Origin of the sequence: Nocardia sp. NPDC052566 (assembly GCF_044547285.1) — a bacterium.
Lineage (GTDB): Bacteria > Actinomycetota > Actinomycetes > Mycobacteriales > Mycobacteriaceae > Nocardia.
This window is the reverse complement of record NZ_JBIUAF010000001.1, coordinates 1,486,158-1,500,330: the sequence shown is the minus strand read 5'-3', so window position 1 is coordinate 1,500,330 and position 14,173 is coordinate 1,486,158. Positions and strand designations below refer to the sequence as shown.

13 protein-coding genes are annotated in these 14,173 nt (G+C 67.4%); 5 read left to right on the top strand and 8 right to left on the bottom strand.

Going from position 1 to position 14,173, the window contains the following annotated elements; translation table 11 throughout:
* Positions 1-4: 4 nt before the first annotated feature.
* The 5 genes from ACIG5A_RS06085 to ACIG5A_RS06065 are packed head-to-tail and all read right to left on the bottom strand — an operon-like array spanning position 5 to position 4,829.
* Positions 5-1,045 (bottom strand): MlaD family protein, encoded by a 1,041-nt coding sequence (locus tag ACIG5A_RS06085; protein ID WP_397238246.1) that lies wholly within the window; start codon positions 1,043-1,045, stop codon positions 5-7.
* A complete protein-coding gene (locus tag ACIG5A_RS06080; RefSeq protein WP_397238244.1) occupies positions 1,033-2,055 on the bottom strand; it encodes an MCE family protein in 1,023 nt (340 codons plus the stop codon). The genes ACIG5A_RS06085 and ACIG5A_RS06080 overlap by 13 nt, the downstream gene beginning before the upstream one ends.
* The gene (locus tag ACIG5A_RS06075; RefSeq protein WP_397238242.1) at positions 2,052-3,104 is read right to left on the bottom strand and encodes an MlaD family protein; all 1,053 of its coding nucleotides are present in this window, start codon (positions 3,102-3,104) and stop codon (positions 2,052-2,054) included. Before ACIG5A_RS06075 ends, ACIG5A_RS06080 begins: the two co-directional genes overlap by 4 nt.
* A gap of 4 nt (positions 3,105-3,108) precedes the next feature.
* Positions 3,109-3,975 (bottom strand): ABC transporter permease, encoded by an 867-nt coding sequence (locus ACIG5A_RS06070; RefSeq protein ID WP_397238240.1) that lies wholly within the window; start codon positions 3,973-3,975, stop codon positions 3,109-3,111.
* Positions 3,975-4,829: an ABC transporter permease gene (locus ACIG5A_RS06065; protein WP_397238829.1), complete on the bottom strand. Its 855-nt coding sequence runs from the start codon at positions 4,827-4,829 to the stop codon at positions 3,975-3,977. The genes ACIG5A_RS06070 and ACIG5A_RS06065 overlap by 1 nt, the downstream gene beginning before the upstream one ends.
* Before the next feature lie 399 nt (positions 4,830-5,228).
* On the opposite strand from ACIG5A_RS06065, the gene ACIG5A_RS06060 reads away from it, so the two are divergent.
* From ACIG5A_RS06060 to ACIG5A_RS06045, 4 genes are all read left to right on the top strand, one after another.
* Positions 5,229-6,581 (top strand): carboxymuconolactone decarboxylase family protein, encoded by a 1,353-nt coding sequence (locus ACIG5A_RS06060; RefSeq protein WP_397238238.1) that lies wholly within the window; start codon positions 5,229-5,231, stop codon positions 6,579-6,581.
* 1 nt (position 6,582) lies between these two features.
* Positions 6,583-7,032, top strand: coding sequence for an SRPBCC family protein (locus ACIG5A_RS06055; RefSeq protein ID WP_397238236.1), 450 nt, complete (start codon positions 6,583-6,585; stop codon positions 7,030-7,032).
* Positions 7,033-7,131: 99 nt separating this feature from the next.
* Entirely contained in the window at positions 7,132-7,737 is a 606-nt protein-coding gene (locus tag ACIG5A_RS06050; RefSeq protein WP_397238234.1) for a TetR/AcrR family transcriptional regulator, read from the top strand.
* A gap of 10 nt (positions 7,738-7,747) precedes the next feature.
* Positions 7,748-8,395 (top strand): TetR/AcrR family transcriptional regulator, encoded by a 648-nt coding sequence (locus ACIG5A_RS06045; protein WP_397238231.1) that lies wholly within the window; start codon positions 7,748-7,750, stop codon positions 8,393-8,395.
* Between the two features lie 3 nt (positions 8,396-8,398).
* Here ACIG5A_RS06045 and ACIG5A_RS06040 read toward each other — a convergent pair whose 3' ends face one another.
* Both ACIG5A_RS06040 and ACIG5A_RS06035 read right to left on the bottom strand, forming a co-directional pair.
* Positions 8,399-10,063 (bottom strand): hypothetical protein, encoded by a 1,665-nt coding sequence (locus tag ACIG5A_RS06040; protein WP_397238229.1) that lies wholly within the window; start codon positions 10,061-10,063, stop codon positions 8,399-8,401.
* Positions 10,064-10,575: 512 nt separating this feature from the next.
* Entirely contained in the window at positions 10,576-11,607 is a 1,032-nt protein-coding gene (locus ACIG5A_RS06035; RefSeq protein WP_397238227.1) for a hypothetical protein, read from the bottom strand.
* Between the two features lie 189 nt (positions 11,608-11,796).
* Here ACIG5A_RS06035 and ACIG5A_RS06030 point away from each other — a divergent pair, with 189 nt between their 5' ends.
* A complete protein-coding gene (locus ACIG5A_RS06030; protein ID WP_397238225.1) occupies positions 11,797-12,867 on the top strand; it encodes an AraC family transcriptional regulator in 1,071 nt (356 codons plus the stop codon).
* A 135-nt stretch (positions 12,868-13,002) separates the two neighbouring features.
* On the opposite strand, the gene ACIG5A_RS06025 is transcribed toward ACIG5A_RS06030, so the two are convergent.
* The gene (locus ACIG5A_RS06025; RefSeq protein ID WP_397238223.1) at positions 13,003-14,091 is read right to left on the bottom strand and encodes a hypothetical protein; all 1,089 of its coding nucleotides are present in this window, start codon (positions 14,089-14,091) and stop codon (positions 13,003-13,005) included.
* Positions 14,092-14,173 lie beyond the last annotated feature (82 nt).

Below are 14,173 nucleotides of genomic sequence, written 5' to 3'. Positions count from 1 at the left end.
CGCTTCAGCACCTCCGTCCGGGAACCGGTACGCAGACGGTGAGTGCCGACTGGTCGATGGTGACGCCGTCCCGGTCCGCCGTCGCCGCGACCAGCCGCTCGCGCAGCTCACGCCACTGCGGCAGCGCCACATCGAGCTGTGCGCCCAATTCCCGCAGCTGCGGCAGTGTTTCGCGCAGCTTGGCGCCGAGCGGCTCGAGCACCTCGCGCGAGACCGGCTCCAGTGCGGCGATCCGCGCGAGCAACTGGGGGACGATGGTGAGCGCCACGTCGATTTCGGCGCGCTTGTTCAGGCCCTCGACCTCGAGCACACCGGTCTGCCGGATGAACTGTCCGATAATGGATTTGCTCTGCTCGATGGTGCCGAGGAACTCCCGCGCCACGGTCAGTGCCTGCGATACCTCGGCATTCTGCCGGTTGAGGATCTGGACGAAGCTCTGCATCGCCTGGCCCATCTGACGCAGTCCGTCCGGACTGGTCTCCAAGGAGTTCTGGAGTGCCGCGAGATTGTCGCGCAGTGTGTCACCGCTGACCTTCCCGACCGGTACGGCCGCGTCCTGGAGCGTGCGAATCAGGCTGTAGGGCAGTCGAACGCGATCGGGCGGGATGGTCTTGCCGCCGAGCGGGGCCGTGCCGGCGGGGAACACCGCGACGTAGTGCCCGCCGACGGCGGTGAGCATGCGGATCTCCAATGAGGTCGCGTCACCGAGGAATACATCCCGTTCGGCGGTGAAGCGCATCCGGACCCGGTCCGAGCCCAAGGTCAGCTCGGTGACCGAGCCGACGGTGATACCGGCGACCCGCACCTGATCGCCGACCTTGACCGATTGCGCCTCGGACAGTTCCGCGGTGTAGGTCGATTTGCCGATCGGCAGGAGGTAGAGCAGCCCGGTCGCCGTGAGGACGACCACGAGGCAGGCCGCGCCGATCAGGCCGAGCCGGAACTCCCGCCGGTTCTTCGCCGCCTCGTGCCGGTCGGTCGCCGGGTCGTCCCGGAACAGCCAGGCCAGCACCGCGCGCGGGTGCGGTGGTCTCATCCGTTGCATATCGCGATCCTTTGCCCCGCGACCAGTACCGCCAGCGCGGGCGGCAGTTCGGCATTGCCTTTCGTGCAGGTGAGATCCACCTGCCCCACCGCAGGGTGCGCGGGCGGTAGGAGGGCGCTGAGCGCCTGCAGCAGGCCGGGCAGCCTGCCGAGCAGATCCATCGCCGCCTGCGGATCCGGGAACAGCAGGCGGATATCGGTCATCAGGTCGGGGTTGGCGCCCTCGGTGAAGCCGAGTGCACCGAGCAGGCTGTTCAGCGGGCCGAGCGCCGAGGGCGCCACCTGCGCGAAATCGATGAGGCCGTACAGCTTTTCGCGGAACGCGGTGAACACGTCGGCGATACCGCGCAGCAGCGTGACCAGATGCGGTGAGCGCCCGCCGATCTGGCTGGAGATGGCCTGCAGGTTGGACACGATGGTGCTGAGCACGGTCTGCCGGTCGACGGCGTAGGCGCTGAGTTTGTCGAGCGCGTCGAGCGCGGGGCCGATACCGGAGCCGTTGCCCTCGATCACCGCGAGCACGCTTTCGGTGAACTGATTCAGTGCCGCGGGGGAGAATTCGGCGATCACCGGCTGTAATCCGTTGAACAACTGGGTGATATCGAAGGATGCGATGGTGTTGGCGGGCGCGATGGCGGTGCCCGGCTTCAGCTGTAGCCCTGGCCGATCGGGCTGTTTGATGTCCATATACCGCTGCCCGGTGAGTGTCTGGTAGCGGATGGCGAGCACGCTCGAGTCGTAGACGGGCCGATCCCGCTGAACGGTGAAGCCGACCCTGGCCCGATCACCGTCGAGGTCGATCGCGGTGACCTTGCCGACCTGCACGCCGAACATGCGCACGTCGTCGCCGGTCTTCAAACCGCTCACATCGGTGAATGTCGCGGTGAACGATGCCGTATCGCCGCCGACCGGCCGGGTGATGGCCTGGACGATCACCCCGAGCAGCATGATCATCGCCACCGCGAAGACGCTGAGCCGCACGATCACCGAGCGGATGGACAGCTCTCTCATCGCCCGCCTCCCAGCGTGTCGTAGCCCTGCTGGCCGAGCAGCGGGACGGCCAGACCGGGCAGCCCGCGCAGGGTGACCGCGACATTCACCGCGGGCCCGGCCGGTGTATCGGTGAACATCCGGTTCCATCGATCGATCAGCTCGGTCACCTCGGCGGCGGAGGCGCCCGGCGTCGGCACGGTGGCCGCCAGCGTGGCGATGAGCGGCGTCAAAGCCTCGGTGTAGCCACGCAATTCGCCGCGTGCCGCGTCACCGACCTTGCCGATGGCGGGGAACAGGGTGTTGACGATCATGTCGATGGTCTGGTCGTAGCGCGGCCGGTCGCTGACGAAGATCTCGATATCCATCACCGCGGCGAGCAGTTTGAAGGTGGACGAGACGAAGCTGCCGAGGCCGCCGAAGAACGACGAGTACTGATCGACCAGGAACGGCACCGGATACCGCTGTGTCTCGGCGACGGCGCGGCTGAGCATCACCACCGATTCCAGCAGCGGTGTGAACGCTCGCAGATCGGAATCGAATCGGCGGATCAGCTCGACGAGCTTCGGCGTGAGCACCTCGGTGGAGGTCTCCGACAGCGTGCGCAGCAGGCTGCCCATGGTCACATCGGTCACCTTGTTCGCCTGTGCCCCGGCGAGATCGACGAGCGAACCCGCGCGCAACGGGTTGCCGCCCGCGGACCGGCGCAGCGTGAGCGCGCTGATGCCGAAGAGGTTCTCCGGTGCGTAGTCGACCGCGAAACTGTCGGTGAGCCCGGCGGTTTCGGCGCTATCGAGGTCGAGGGTGATGAGCTGGCGACCCTGTTCGATGGCGGTGATCTCGGAGATGGTGCCGATCGTCACCCCGTCCATGCGCACCTTGGTGCCGGGGATGATGCCCTCGCCGATGTTCTCGGTGCGCAAGGTGATGCTGAGCCGGGTGTCGTCGGGGGAGTCCATATCGGCCCGCAGGCCGATGCCTGCGACGGCGGCGAGCACGATCGCGCACGCACCCGCCACCCGCGCACCGCGCCTGCCCATGCTCACCCCGGGCATTCCATAGTTCGGCACGGCCTCACCCCGGGAATTCGATAGCGGAGTTGATGCCCCACAACAGGATCGACAGCACCATGTCGAGGGCGATGATGGCGACGAAGCTGGCGCGCACGGCGCGGCCCGAGGCGATGCCGACGCCCTCCGGTCCGCCGCTGGCGAAAAAGCCGTAGTAGCAGTGGATCAGGATGACGGTCACGCCGAACACGAGGATCTTGATCACCGCGGCGAAGACGTCGTAGCCGCTGGTGAATTGGAAGAAGTAATGGTCGTAGACGCCACCCGCCTGCCCGTGCAACAGCACGATCACCGTCGAGCAGGCCAGGTAGCTCAGGATCAGTGCGATGAGGAACGTCGGCACGATCGCCACCGCGCCCGCGATCACCCTGGTGGTCACCACGAACGGCACCGAACGCAGCCCGAGTGATTCGATCGCGTCGATCTCCTCGGAGATCCGCATGGAACCGATCTCCGCGGTCATCCGGCAGCCCGCCTGGGCGGCGAAGCCGATCGCCGCGGCGATCGGCGCCAGCTCACGGGTGTTCGCGAACGCCGAGATCACCCCGGCCACCGGGCCGAGGCCGAGCAGGTCGAGCGCGGCGAACGATTGGATGCCGACTCCGGCACCCATCGCGATGCCGAGGACAACGAGCATCGGCACCGTCCCGCCGCCGACGATGACCGAGCCGCGGCCCCAGGTCATATCGGTGATGGTGCGCATCGTCTGGGCGCGATAACGCCTGAGCGTCAACGGAATCGCCCACAGTGCCTGGAAGACGAACCCGAGCAGGAACCCGGTGTTCTCGATCGGCGCGAATAGTCGATGACGCTGGCGCACCGCGCGATAGGCCCAGCCCAGGCCCCTCGGGTGATAGGGAGTCGCGGTCATCACGCCACCCGCAGCGGTAAGAACATCGCTACCACCTGGGTGATCACCAGATTGACCAGGATGATCGCGGCCACCGAGACGACGACCGCGGCATTGACCCCGTCGGCGACGCCGCGCGGTCCGCCCCTGGCCTCCAGCCCGCGCTGGCAGGCGACGATCACCACGATGAATCCGAACAGCATGGCCTTGGCCAGCGAGATCCACACGTCGGCCAGCACGGCGAAGGATCCGAAAGTCGCCCAGTAACTTCCGGGCGTCACGTTCTGCGCGCTGATCGCCACGGCGTACCCGGACACCACACCGACGAAGATGATCAGCACGTTCAACAGCGGCGCGATCAGCATCATGGCGCACACCCGGGGGATCACCAGGCGATGCACCGGGCTGATGCCCATCGTGCGCAACGCGTCGATCTCCTCGCGCACCGTTCGCGCACCGAGGTCGGCCGCGATCGCCGACGCGCCGGCGCCGCCGAGCAGCAGGCCGGTCGCGATCGGCGCGCCCTGCTGGATCACCCCGAGCCCGCCCGCCGCGCCGATCATCGAATCGGCGCCCAGCTGATGGATGAGATTGCCGACCTGCACCGAGACGACCACACCGAACGGAACGGCCATCAGCACCGCCGGAATCGCGGTGACCGTCACCAGATACCAAGCCTGGCGCAGCATCTCGTGCCACTGGAAGCGCATGCCGAGCAGATCGGTGACCGTGCCGCGTACGGACTCGATACCTAGATCCACCGCGCGACCGAAGGTGCGAATACTGGAAATCACTGTGTCGGACAGGTTCTCGCGCACAATTCGCGCTGCCGTCGGTGATGGCGCCCGCTCCTCGGCGGGTGGCGCACCCTTCATCTGTTCTCCCTTGCCCCCTGCAACCCTCCCCGCACGGTATGCCGCGTCGGTGGGGTTCTCCGTGGCGCTGCGTGCCACGGTATTGACATATTTCGACACACGCGTGGCGACGACTGTGCGGTCATGATCACGCGCGATCGCATCGGCGAGTTCGGGGTCGGCCGACTCGCCGTGTCGCCAAATTACCGTGACCCGCCCCGCCACACGGGGCAAACGCCAGCATCGGCGAAAGGTGGAAACAACGACGTCAATTTGAACGCGAAATCCGTAGCGGCATCGTAGAATCCGACGCTCGCGCATGGTCCGGCCGACAAGATCGCCGATGCCGGCGAATCGGCGCGACACCTTAAACAACAATGTAAAATTCAAGCGCTGCCGTGTCGAAGAGGAGACAGCATCATGACGGACACTCTCGCGGGCCGGGTCGGCCCGCACCGCTGGCGCCGATCCGGTTCGGAGCGTGCCACTTTCGGACGGCTCCGCGACATCGGACCGCTCGCCTGGACGCTGTCGCGTGCGGGCGGTGCGATCACCGGCGGGCGGCGGGTGCACGCGATCGAGGCCATCGGGCTCGTGCCGGGGATGCTGAAGTTCTACGGCCTGTACTTCGGCTACGTGAACTCGCTCAGCCGGCTGACCCGCACCGACAGCGAACTGGTGATCCTGCGCACCGCGTGGAACTGCGGCGCGTATTACGAGTGGTATCACCACGTTTTCGTCTCCCGGCTCGGCGGGCTGTCGGTCGAGGATGTGGCCAGGGTGGGCGCCGGGCCGAGCGCGGACGGCTGGTCGCCACGGCAGCGGGCCGTGCTCACCGCGGTGGACGACCTCACCGCGCACCGGTTGATCTCCGATGACACCTGGACGGTGCTGCGCGGGCACTACGACCATCGTCAACTCACCGATCTGTGCCTGCTGGTCGGCAATTACGCGATGCTGGCAATGCTGTTGAACAGCCTCGGTATTCGCGCCGAGGCCGATGCCTGGCGGACCGGGCCGCTCGGGCGGTTGCGGCGCGGTGCGGATGTGGGCGGCGTCCTGATCGGAGGAGCGGAAGCGTCGTCTCCCGGCGGCGCCGCCGTGGTGCACGCCAGAACGAAACCCCGCTTACCAGAGCCGAATTCGACCGACGGTGTGCTCAGCCGCCTGCGCACCGCCCCGCATTTCGCGGCAGCCGGCGTCGACCGCATCGCGCTCGGTGCCTTCCGTGACGTCGGACCACTGACCTGGACACTGTCGCGGCTCGGCGGATTCTGCACCGGGACAGGCCGAGTCGAGGCGGGCGACGCGATCGGGATGGATCCCCGGATGATGCGGCACTACCTGCCGTTCGCTCTGAAGCTGGTGCTCGGCTCACACCTGTCGCGGCGCGATACCGAACTCGCCACGCTGCGGATCACCTGGAATTCCGGCATCCGCTACGAATGGCTGTACCACGCGCACTTTTCCAGGATCAGCGGCGTGGATGTGCCGACGGTCGAGCGGGTGGCGATCGGACCCGCTGCACCCGAATGGCGCGATCGCGAACGCGCGCTGCTCACCGCCGTCGACGAATTGCACGCCGATCGATTCATCACCGACGGCACCTGGGCGCGATTGCGCGAGCACTACACCGACCGGAAGCTGGCCGCGTTGTGCCTACTGGTCGGGCATTACGACATGATCGGCATGCTGTTTCGCAGCTACGGCGTCGAACCGGAGCCAGGCATCTTCGAACGCGGCCCGCTGCGCTGGCTGCGTGGCGGTGCCTGACATGGCCACGACAACGCTGACTACAACCGTTCCCGCACCGCCCGCGGTAGTGTTCGAGGTGCTCACCGACCATCGCGGCTACGCGGATATCACCCCGTTGCGTGCGGTGGATATGGAGCGCGACGGTACGCCGGAACCCAACGGGCTCGGGGCTGTTCGGGTCATCTACGTGCTCGGGCGGCGTTTTCCCGCGGTGCGCGAACAGGTCACCGAATACCGGGCGCCGCACCGGTTCTCCTATCGCATTGTGTCCGGATTGCCCGCTCGCGATATCCACGGCACGGTGGAGTTGACCGGCGGGCCGCACGGGACTCGGCTCGAGTACACCCACGAGGTGCGGCTGTCGTTCCCGATGCCCGCCGCGGTGGTCCGCGCGGGCAGCCGGTTCGTCATCGGCTTCCTCGTCCGTGGCGTCGCCCGGGAGGCCGTGCGCCGCGTGGCTCGACCATAAGGCGGTCAATGGGTCTCATGCGGACTGCGTACACTGTCGCAACCGGGCCACCTGGTCAGACGACTTGGTGGCCGCCCATCGAGCACATCCGGAGGAGCAGTGTCAGCGCGACGTGAGCGCATCCTCGACGCGGCGCGGGGTTTGATCGTCCGTGAGGGATATGTGAGCGTCAGCATGCACGCGATCGCCAGGGCCGCAGGCGTCACCCGCCCCGCGCTGTACGCCGAATTCGGCGACCGCGACGACCTTTTCGCGGCACTGCTCGACCGCGAGGAGGCACGGGTACTGGAGATGGCCGCCGCGTCGACGCCGGTCATCGAACCGGGCACCGATCCCGCCGGCCTGGTGGCCGAGATCGGTGAGGCGGCCGTCGACATCTACCTGGATCTGGTGCTGTCCGCACCGGAGACGTGGCAGCTGGTGCTGATGCCGGGCGACGGCCTGCCCGCCTCCGCGCACGAGCGGGTCGAGCGGGGGCGCACCGAGATCCGGCAGCGCACCGAGTCGATGATCGCGATGGCGGCCGGGTTGCGCGATGTGGAAGTGGATGCGGAGCTGCTGAGCCACGCCGTCATCAGCGTCAGCGAGACCGCGGCGCGACTGGTACTCGCCGAGGGCGGCGTCGAACGGCGCGAGGCGCTTTCGCAGTCCCTGCGCTGGCTTTCGCGACGGGTGTTCAGCGCGGCCACCGCTTCAGGAAAGTAGAGGAAGCCTCATGCCGAGGACGAAAACCGAACGCGGCGATACCCGGGTCAGGCGGCGCTACGCCAAGCGGCTGCAACCGGCGGACCGCAGGGAACAGCTGCTCGACGCGGCGCTCGAGCTGGTCGCCGAGCGCGGATTCACCGCGGTGAGCATCGCGGCGGTGGCCGAGCGGGGCGGCGTCACCCGTCCCGTGGTGTACGACTCGTTCGGCAGCAGGGACGAACTGCTGCGAGAGCTCATCGATCGGGAGACCCGTCGGATGGGCGAGGCGGTCCACCGTTCGCTGGCAAGTATCGGGTCGGCGCCGACCGAGGATGTGCCCGAGGCGCTTTCGGCCGGGCTGGTCCGGTTCCTCGACGAGGTGCGCGCGATGCCGCGGACGTGGCGGCTGGTCTACTTCCCGATCGACGGTGTGCCGCCGGTGCTGCGGGAGCGGGTCGAACGGGCACGCACCGAGTTGCGTGCGCCGCTGCGGCTTGCGGTGGGGGCGTGGCTGGCCGGGACCGATGAAGCGGATCAGGTGGATGTGGACGTGATGGTGCGGCTCGTCCAGGGGCTCATTCAAACCTTCTCACGGCTGGTGCTCGACGATCCCGAGCACTTCGATGTCGACCGGATCGTCGGGCTGCTCGGCGAGCTGTTGTTCCGGGAACCCTGACCGTCACGACGCGATCCGCTGTGCGGGCAGGTTGGCCACGACGAACTCCGAGAGCGCGGCGGCGACCGGTTCCGGTGTTCCGTCCGCGCGCGGATCCGCGCCGAGTGCCAGATCGCAGTGCAGGTACCCGGGGAGCCACCGTGTGTTCTCCGGGTAGACGCCGAGGCCCGCAATGACATTGGTGAAACTGGAGGCGCCCATCAGGTTCAGGTGCGGTAGCCGGGCCGCGCCCGCCTCGTGCCGGATCGGCGCCAGTGATCCGGTGCGGCAGCCGCCGAACACGGCGGCCGCGTCGATACTCTGCCTGGCGGGGAAGTAGTCCTCGAAGACGTTCAGGCGTCCGCCTGCCAGCACCTTCGCGAGTTCGGTGATGTCGACGACCTCGCCCGCGGCGGTGGAGGCGGGTACACCGCTCTTGCTGAACTGCGCCGGCGCGTCCTGGGCGCCGCAGCGATCGAAGCCGCGCCAGTGGTACAGCTCGTCGAAAGAGGTTGGGCTGTAGCGGGGTTGGGTGCCGAGACCGGCCTGATAGAGCCCGCGTAGGCCGGGGAGCCCACTCGCCTCGAACGGCAGCGGGAAGCTGCGTGGCGCCACCGCGGCGCTGTCCAGGGTGCCGCAGCTCATCGAAAGGATGGCCAGGTTGACCGAGGTGTGCGCGCTGCCGAGCAGGCCGAGCAGCGCCAGATTGGTCAGCCGGAGGTTGCGGTAATCAGGTCTGCCGGTGAGGAATTCGCGCCAGGTGCGCGCGGTGGACGCGCGGATCGCGATGCGCGTGGTGGCGTTCTCGGGCAGGCGGTGCAGGATGTCGGACTCTTCCTCGGGCGCCATGGTCGCCGCGGCGGCGATGCCCGCGAGCACCGCGAACATCTCGGCGTTGCCCCACCCGCCCTTCATGACGGCGGTGCTGCGCGGTATCAGGTTGCGCCGCATTGCGATCGGGGCTCGCTCCAGCACGCGGACCGCGCGCCGCGCTCCCTTACCGATCAGCCCGCGCTCGCGCAGCCGCAGCGGATCGAGATGGGTGACGGTGTCGAGCGCGATGAGACCGGCGATCTGTTCATGCCCGGGTCTGCCGTCGAAATCCCATGCGGCATAGGCGCCCGCCTGTATTCCACCCAGCGAATGCCCACCGAGGAATACCCGATCGGCGCGTATATCGGCATCCGGCAGCTCCGCGCTGAGTATCGCGTGCAGATCCCCGACAGTGCGCGCCATCCCGAATTCGGCCAGGAACCCCAACTCTCGGTCGCGGTAGAAACCACCGAACCGTCGTCCACCAACCTTTGCGCCGCGATAGTAGTAGTCGAACGGCAGCCGATAATCCCCCTCGGCCAGGGCGATCTCGATCGGACTGTGGTCCTCGAGCGCATTGGCCCTGCGGTCGATCGCCCAGAACTCGGCTCGAATACCGGCGGCCCGCAAACTACGAATGGTGTTGCGCCCCACCGGTTGCAGCGACCGTGCCCCGGCAATCGCCCCGGGTAGGAAAACGATCACCGCATCGGCCGACGCCGGATCATCCGATTCGTCGTCGAGCCTGATCCGCAAATGCCGCAGCTCATCACAATCCACCGGATACTCGAGATGCCCCGCCGGCAGCGGAACGTGGTGCGTGACCATGCTGAACCGCAGTCCGTCGACAACCTCCAGCAGGTCTTCCGTCCGCACCCCATCCTCCAAACCGCTACTGTCCCAGACGATGTCAGCGTATCGGCGACCTGGACGGCGTGACGACACAGACTGTTCGGTTGGCTGAAAATGCGCAGATCATGGCCGGTATTGCCACTACACGCAAAGCCGCCCGAGATGTCGGTTGGTCACAGTAGGGTTACGGCACCTCCTTTCTCGGGGGCGGTGGCATGGTCGACGCCGCGCCCGGAGAGGAGGTGTGGGTTATGGGTAAACACCGAAAGGAAAGCGCCCCGGTCAACTGGGCTGCTGTTGCGATCAGCATTGCCGCAGTTGCCGGGGCGTCGTACTGCCTGGTCCGGTTGATTCGGGCTAGGTAAACCCACAGATGGGGCGTCGGGTCATCGGCGCTCCATCCTCACAACCATCACAAAGTGACGGGATCATCATAACGCGCTCGCCTTCATCCTGGGAGCGAACGTGCCGCTACAGCACCTCGACCCTGATGTTTGTGAAGTCGAACAGCGGCGACTGCCTCGATGTGGGGTCTGTCAGTAATCCCGGTGTCCGTCGAGCAGTCGCAGACGGCGTCGGGTGAGGTTGCGGAGTGCGACGACGCCGCTGGACTCCTCGGTGGAGCTGCCGCGGGCTTCCATCAGCAAGCTGGGTTTCGACGGCCCTACGAATTTGGCGCAGATGTGTTCGTGGGTGGCGAACAGGTGTTGGGTGGCCGCGCGAAATTCGCGGTAGGGCAGCTGGGTTCGGTTCATCGTCCCGAAGACGGGGCGTAGGTCGCGCAGGAGGCCCACCAGGACCTGGTGGTCACGGCCCTGGATGCCGCTCACTCCCGGGATGGTATTGGGTGGCCGCATGACGTGCTCGCGTACGTCGTGGGTGTAGAGCGAGGCGGGAAAGTCGGAGGTGAACAGCAACGACGCCGCCGAGGCGCGCATCAACGCCGTCGCCACGCGCAGCGCTTCCTCCGCCGCCGCGGTGTTCGCGCGCGCCGTCGCGGCGGCGAAGCACGACAGGGTGACGGTGAGGGACTGGATGAGGGCATAGAACAGGCGATGGCCGAGTCGCCACCGCTGGCGCGGGTCGAACTCGGCGCGCCGAGCGCCCGTGCCGCGACGGTCCGGCACCGCCGGCGCGGAGGTGCCGCCGGCATCCGCGACAAGGAATTCCAGAGTCGCTGCTACTCCCCGCAGCAGATCCCGCCACGCTGCATCGTCGACGTCCGAGCCTGCCGTCCACGCGTCGGCGAGGACCTCGGCGGACGAAAGCATCAGCGCGCCGACCAGGATGGTGGCACTGTCGCCCCGTACGCGGGCAACGCCGAACAGGCGATCCTGTTCGTTCTCGTCCGAACCCCAGCCCGGTCCGGCGGGCCGGTCGACGATCATGGTCACACCTGCCAGGCAGAGTGCGCGCATGTCCTCGACGAAGACCGAAAAGCCCTGGCTCGCAACATTCAAGTCGGCGATACCCCGGCCGCGAGCGGTCATCTCGGTGGCGGCCGCGGCGAACTCGGCACGGTCATGCGGTAGCAGTTCTGGTAGCGGCAAGAAGAATTGATCCTGCATCAACAGACCGTAAAGCGCCGACCGCGGCGCACAGTGCGGTTTGTGAAGTTGGACAGCGACGGCGGCCGTCGGATAAGTACATGTAACAGCCAGTGTCGGAAGTTTGTCATTTCGCCCATAAGGGCGCGGCGCCATTGATAAGTTTCGCCAACCACATGGGTGGCAGCTTTCGATGAGGATGGCGGGGACGTGTTCGACTGGGACCTTATGCGCAGTACCTCCAGTGTGCATGTGCTGATGAAATTGGCCGAGGAACGCGGGATGGGGGCGACGGCCTGCCTGGAGGGGACGACATTGCTGCCCGAGGCGGTGATCGATCCGGAGGCCGAGATCACGGCGCGGCAGGAGCTGCGGGTGGCGCGAAATCTGTTGGCGCGCTTCGGTGATGAGCCTGGACTGGGAGTCGAGGCGGGCAGCAGGTATCACATTTCGCTCTACGGCCCGTGGGGGCTGGCGCTGCTGAGCAGCCGCACGCTGCGCGAGGTCATCGATGTGGCGCTGCGCTACCTCGATCTCGCCTTCGTCTTCGGGCAGCTCACCTTCGAGACGCGGGGCGACGACGCGCGCCTGCGGTTCGACGATTCCGAGATTCCGGAGGATCTGCGCGCCTTCCTCACCGAACGGATTTTGGCGGGTATTCAGACGATCGGCCGCGAGCTGTTCTCCGCGGGCGTACCGGTGCACGCCGTGCGGTTCCGGCATGCCGCGCCGGCGGACACCGCCCGCTATCGCGAGGTATTCGGTGGGGTGGAGCCGGTTTTCGACGCGCTCACCAATGAGGTGGTGTTCGACAAAGCCTACCTGGACCTGCCGCTGCCGCAGGCGAACGAATGGGCGCGCGGCACCTGCGAGCAGCTCTGCCGCGATCTGCTGACCCGCCGCCGGGCCAGGACCGGGATCGCGGGTGCGGTGCGCGATCTGCTGGTGCGCAATCCGGGGGAGATCCCCGACCAGATCGCCGTCGCCACCGCGCTTTTCATGAGCCCACGCACCCTGTCGCGGCGGCTCAACGAAGAAGGCACCTCGTTCCGTGCGCTGCTCGACGAGGTGCGGCAGACGCTGTCGGAAGAACTGCTCGCGCACACCGATATGACGACCGAGCAGGTCGCCGCGCGCCTCGGTTACGCCGAGGCGGCCTCGTTCATCCGCGCCTTCCGCCGCTGGAAAGGCTGTCCGCCACAGGAGTTCCGGTTGCGCAAAGGGCGCAAGCCGCTGGCGGCCCGCTCGCAGCGCGCGCCGGTATCGGTCGGCGCGCGCTGACGAGACGTCAGGGTGCTCGCCACCCGTTCGCGGCCGATCCGGTGGACAGGATCAGGCCGGGCAGCGCGGCGAGCTGGGCGAATTGGTAACTGAACCAACCGAAGATGTCGGCCATGGTGGTTCCTTTCTCGGCAATCAGTTCGGCGCGGGGGAGCGGACGGTGGCGCAGGTGCGCCCGGGGACGGCGCCGTCGGGCGGGGTGACCCGGGCGATCCATCCGAAAAGGTGTGAGGTGACCCAGATATTGCCGTCCGGTCCGGTGTTGAGGTACCCGGGGAAGGAGCCGACGGTGAACGGTGCCGCGCCGCCGAGCGCTCGCATCGGATACTCGGTGAACGCGCCGGTGGCCGGATCGAGCCTGCCGACCCTTCCGGTCGCGATCTCGGCGAACCACAGCGCGCAATCCGGTCCCGTGGTGAGTCCGGCGGGCCCGGCGGCGAAACCGACCTCGAACTTCCGCACGATGCGCATGGTGTCCGGATCGATCGAAATGAGCTGTCCGCGACCGTAATCGCCCGCGCCGAGGGTGGCCCACATTGTGCCGTCGGGTCCGTTGGTCAACCCGAACGGCACGCTCTGCACGGGCACGTTCATCTCCGTGACGCGGCCGGTCGGCGTGATCTTCACGATCCGGGTCGGCGGGGTAGCGGCGGTGACCCACAGCTGCCCGTCCGGTCCGGCGGCCATGATCGGATTCTGGGTGGGAAAGGTGTAGGGCAGCGCGAATTCCTGCTGCGCACCGGTTTCCGGGTCGTAGCGGCCGACCCGGTTGGTGACGAATTCCGGATACCAGAACGCGCCGTCGGAACCGACCACCAGTTCGTGCCCGCCCGCGAGCGGATGCGGCAGGGTGACACGGGTGATTTCCCTTGTCCGCGGGTCGATCCGGCCGAGGTAACCGCCGAGCAGTGTGCTGAACCAGATGGCCTGATCAGGTCCCACCGTGATGCCGGTGGTGCCGGGCAGCAGTCCGCCCGCCCAAAAGGTCTCCAGCCGTAGCTTTTCCGTATCGAAGCGGGCCACCTCGGCGGGCGGCAGGGTGAACCACAGGCCACCGTCGGGGCCCGCGGTGAACCGCTCGGCGAAGCGGAAGGCGCCGACCGGGATCTGGGTGACGCTCGCCTCCGGTGACGGTGGTCCGGCACTCGCGGTCGCCGCGAAAGTGGTTGCGGTCAACGTGATCACCGTGGCCAGCACGGCCGATCGCGAACGTTTCGATGCCATCGCACACACCTCGTCGTCGACTGGATCGAAGAAACCTAACGCCGTGGGGATCTCGCGGACCCCATCCGAACCGCCAGCACCT

Bases quoted from the DNA above. Each gene is read 5' to 3' on its own strand.
- ACIG5A_RS06085 (WP_397238246.1), bottom strand. From the start codon at position 1,045: ATGCAACGGATGAGACCACCGCACCCGCGCGCGGTGCTGGCCTGGCTG.
- ACIG5A_RS06080 (WP_397238244.1), bottom strand. From the start codon at position 2,055: ATGAGAGAGCTGTCCATCCGCTCGGTGATCGTGCGGCTCAGCGTCTTC.
- ACIG5A_RS06070 (WP_397238240.1), bottom strand. From the start codon at position 3,975: ATGACCGCGACTCCCTATCACCCGAGGGGCCTGGGCTGGGCCTATCGC.
- ACIG5A_RS06065 (WP_397238829.1), bottom strand. From the start codon at position 4,829: ATGAAGGGTGCGCCACCCGCCGAGGAGCGGGCGCCATCACCGACGGCA.
- ACIG5A_RS06060 (WP_397238238.1), top strand. From the start codon at position 5,229: ATGACGGACACTCTCGCGGGCCGGGTCGGCCCGCACCGCTGGCGCCGA.
- ACIG5A_RS06055 (WP_397238236.1), top strand. From the start codon at position 6,583: ATGGCCACGACAACGCTGACTACAACCGTTCCCGCACCGCCCGCGGTA.
- ACIG5A_RS06045 (WP_397238231.1), top strand. From the start codon at position 7,748: ATGCCGAGGACGAAAACCGAACGCGGCGATACCCGGGTCAGGCGGCGC.
- ACIG5A_RS06035 (WP_397238227.1), bottom strand. From the start codon at position 11,607: ATGCAGGATCAATTCTTCTTGCCGCTACCAGAACTGCTACCGCATGAC.
- ACIG5A_RS06025 (WP_397238223.1), bottom strand. From the start codon at position 14,091: ATGGCATCGAAACGTTCGCGATCGGCCGTGCTGGCCACGGTGATCACG.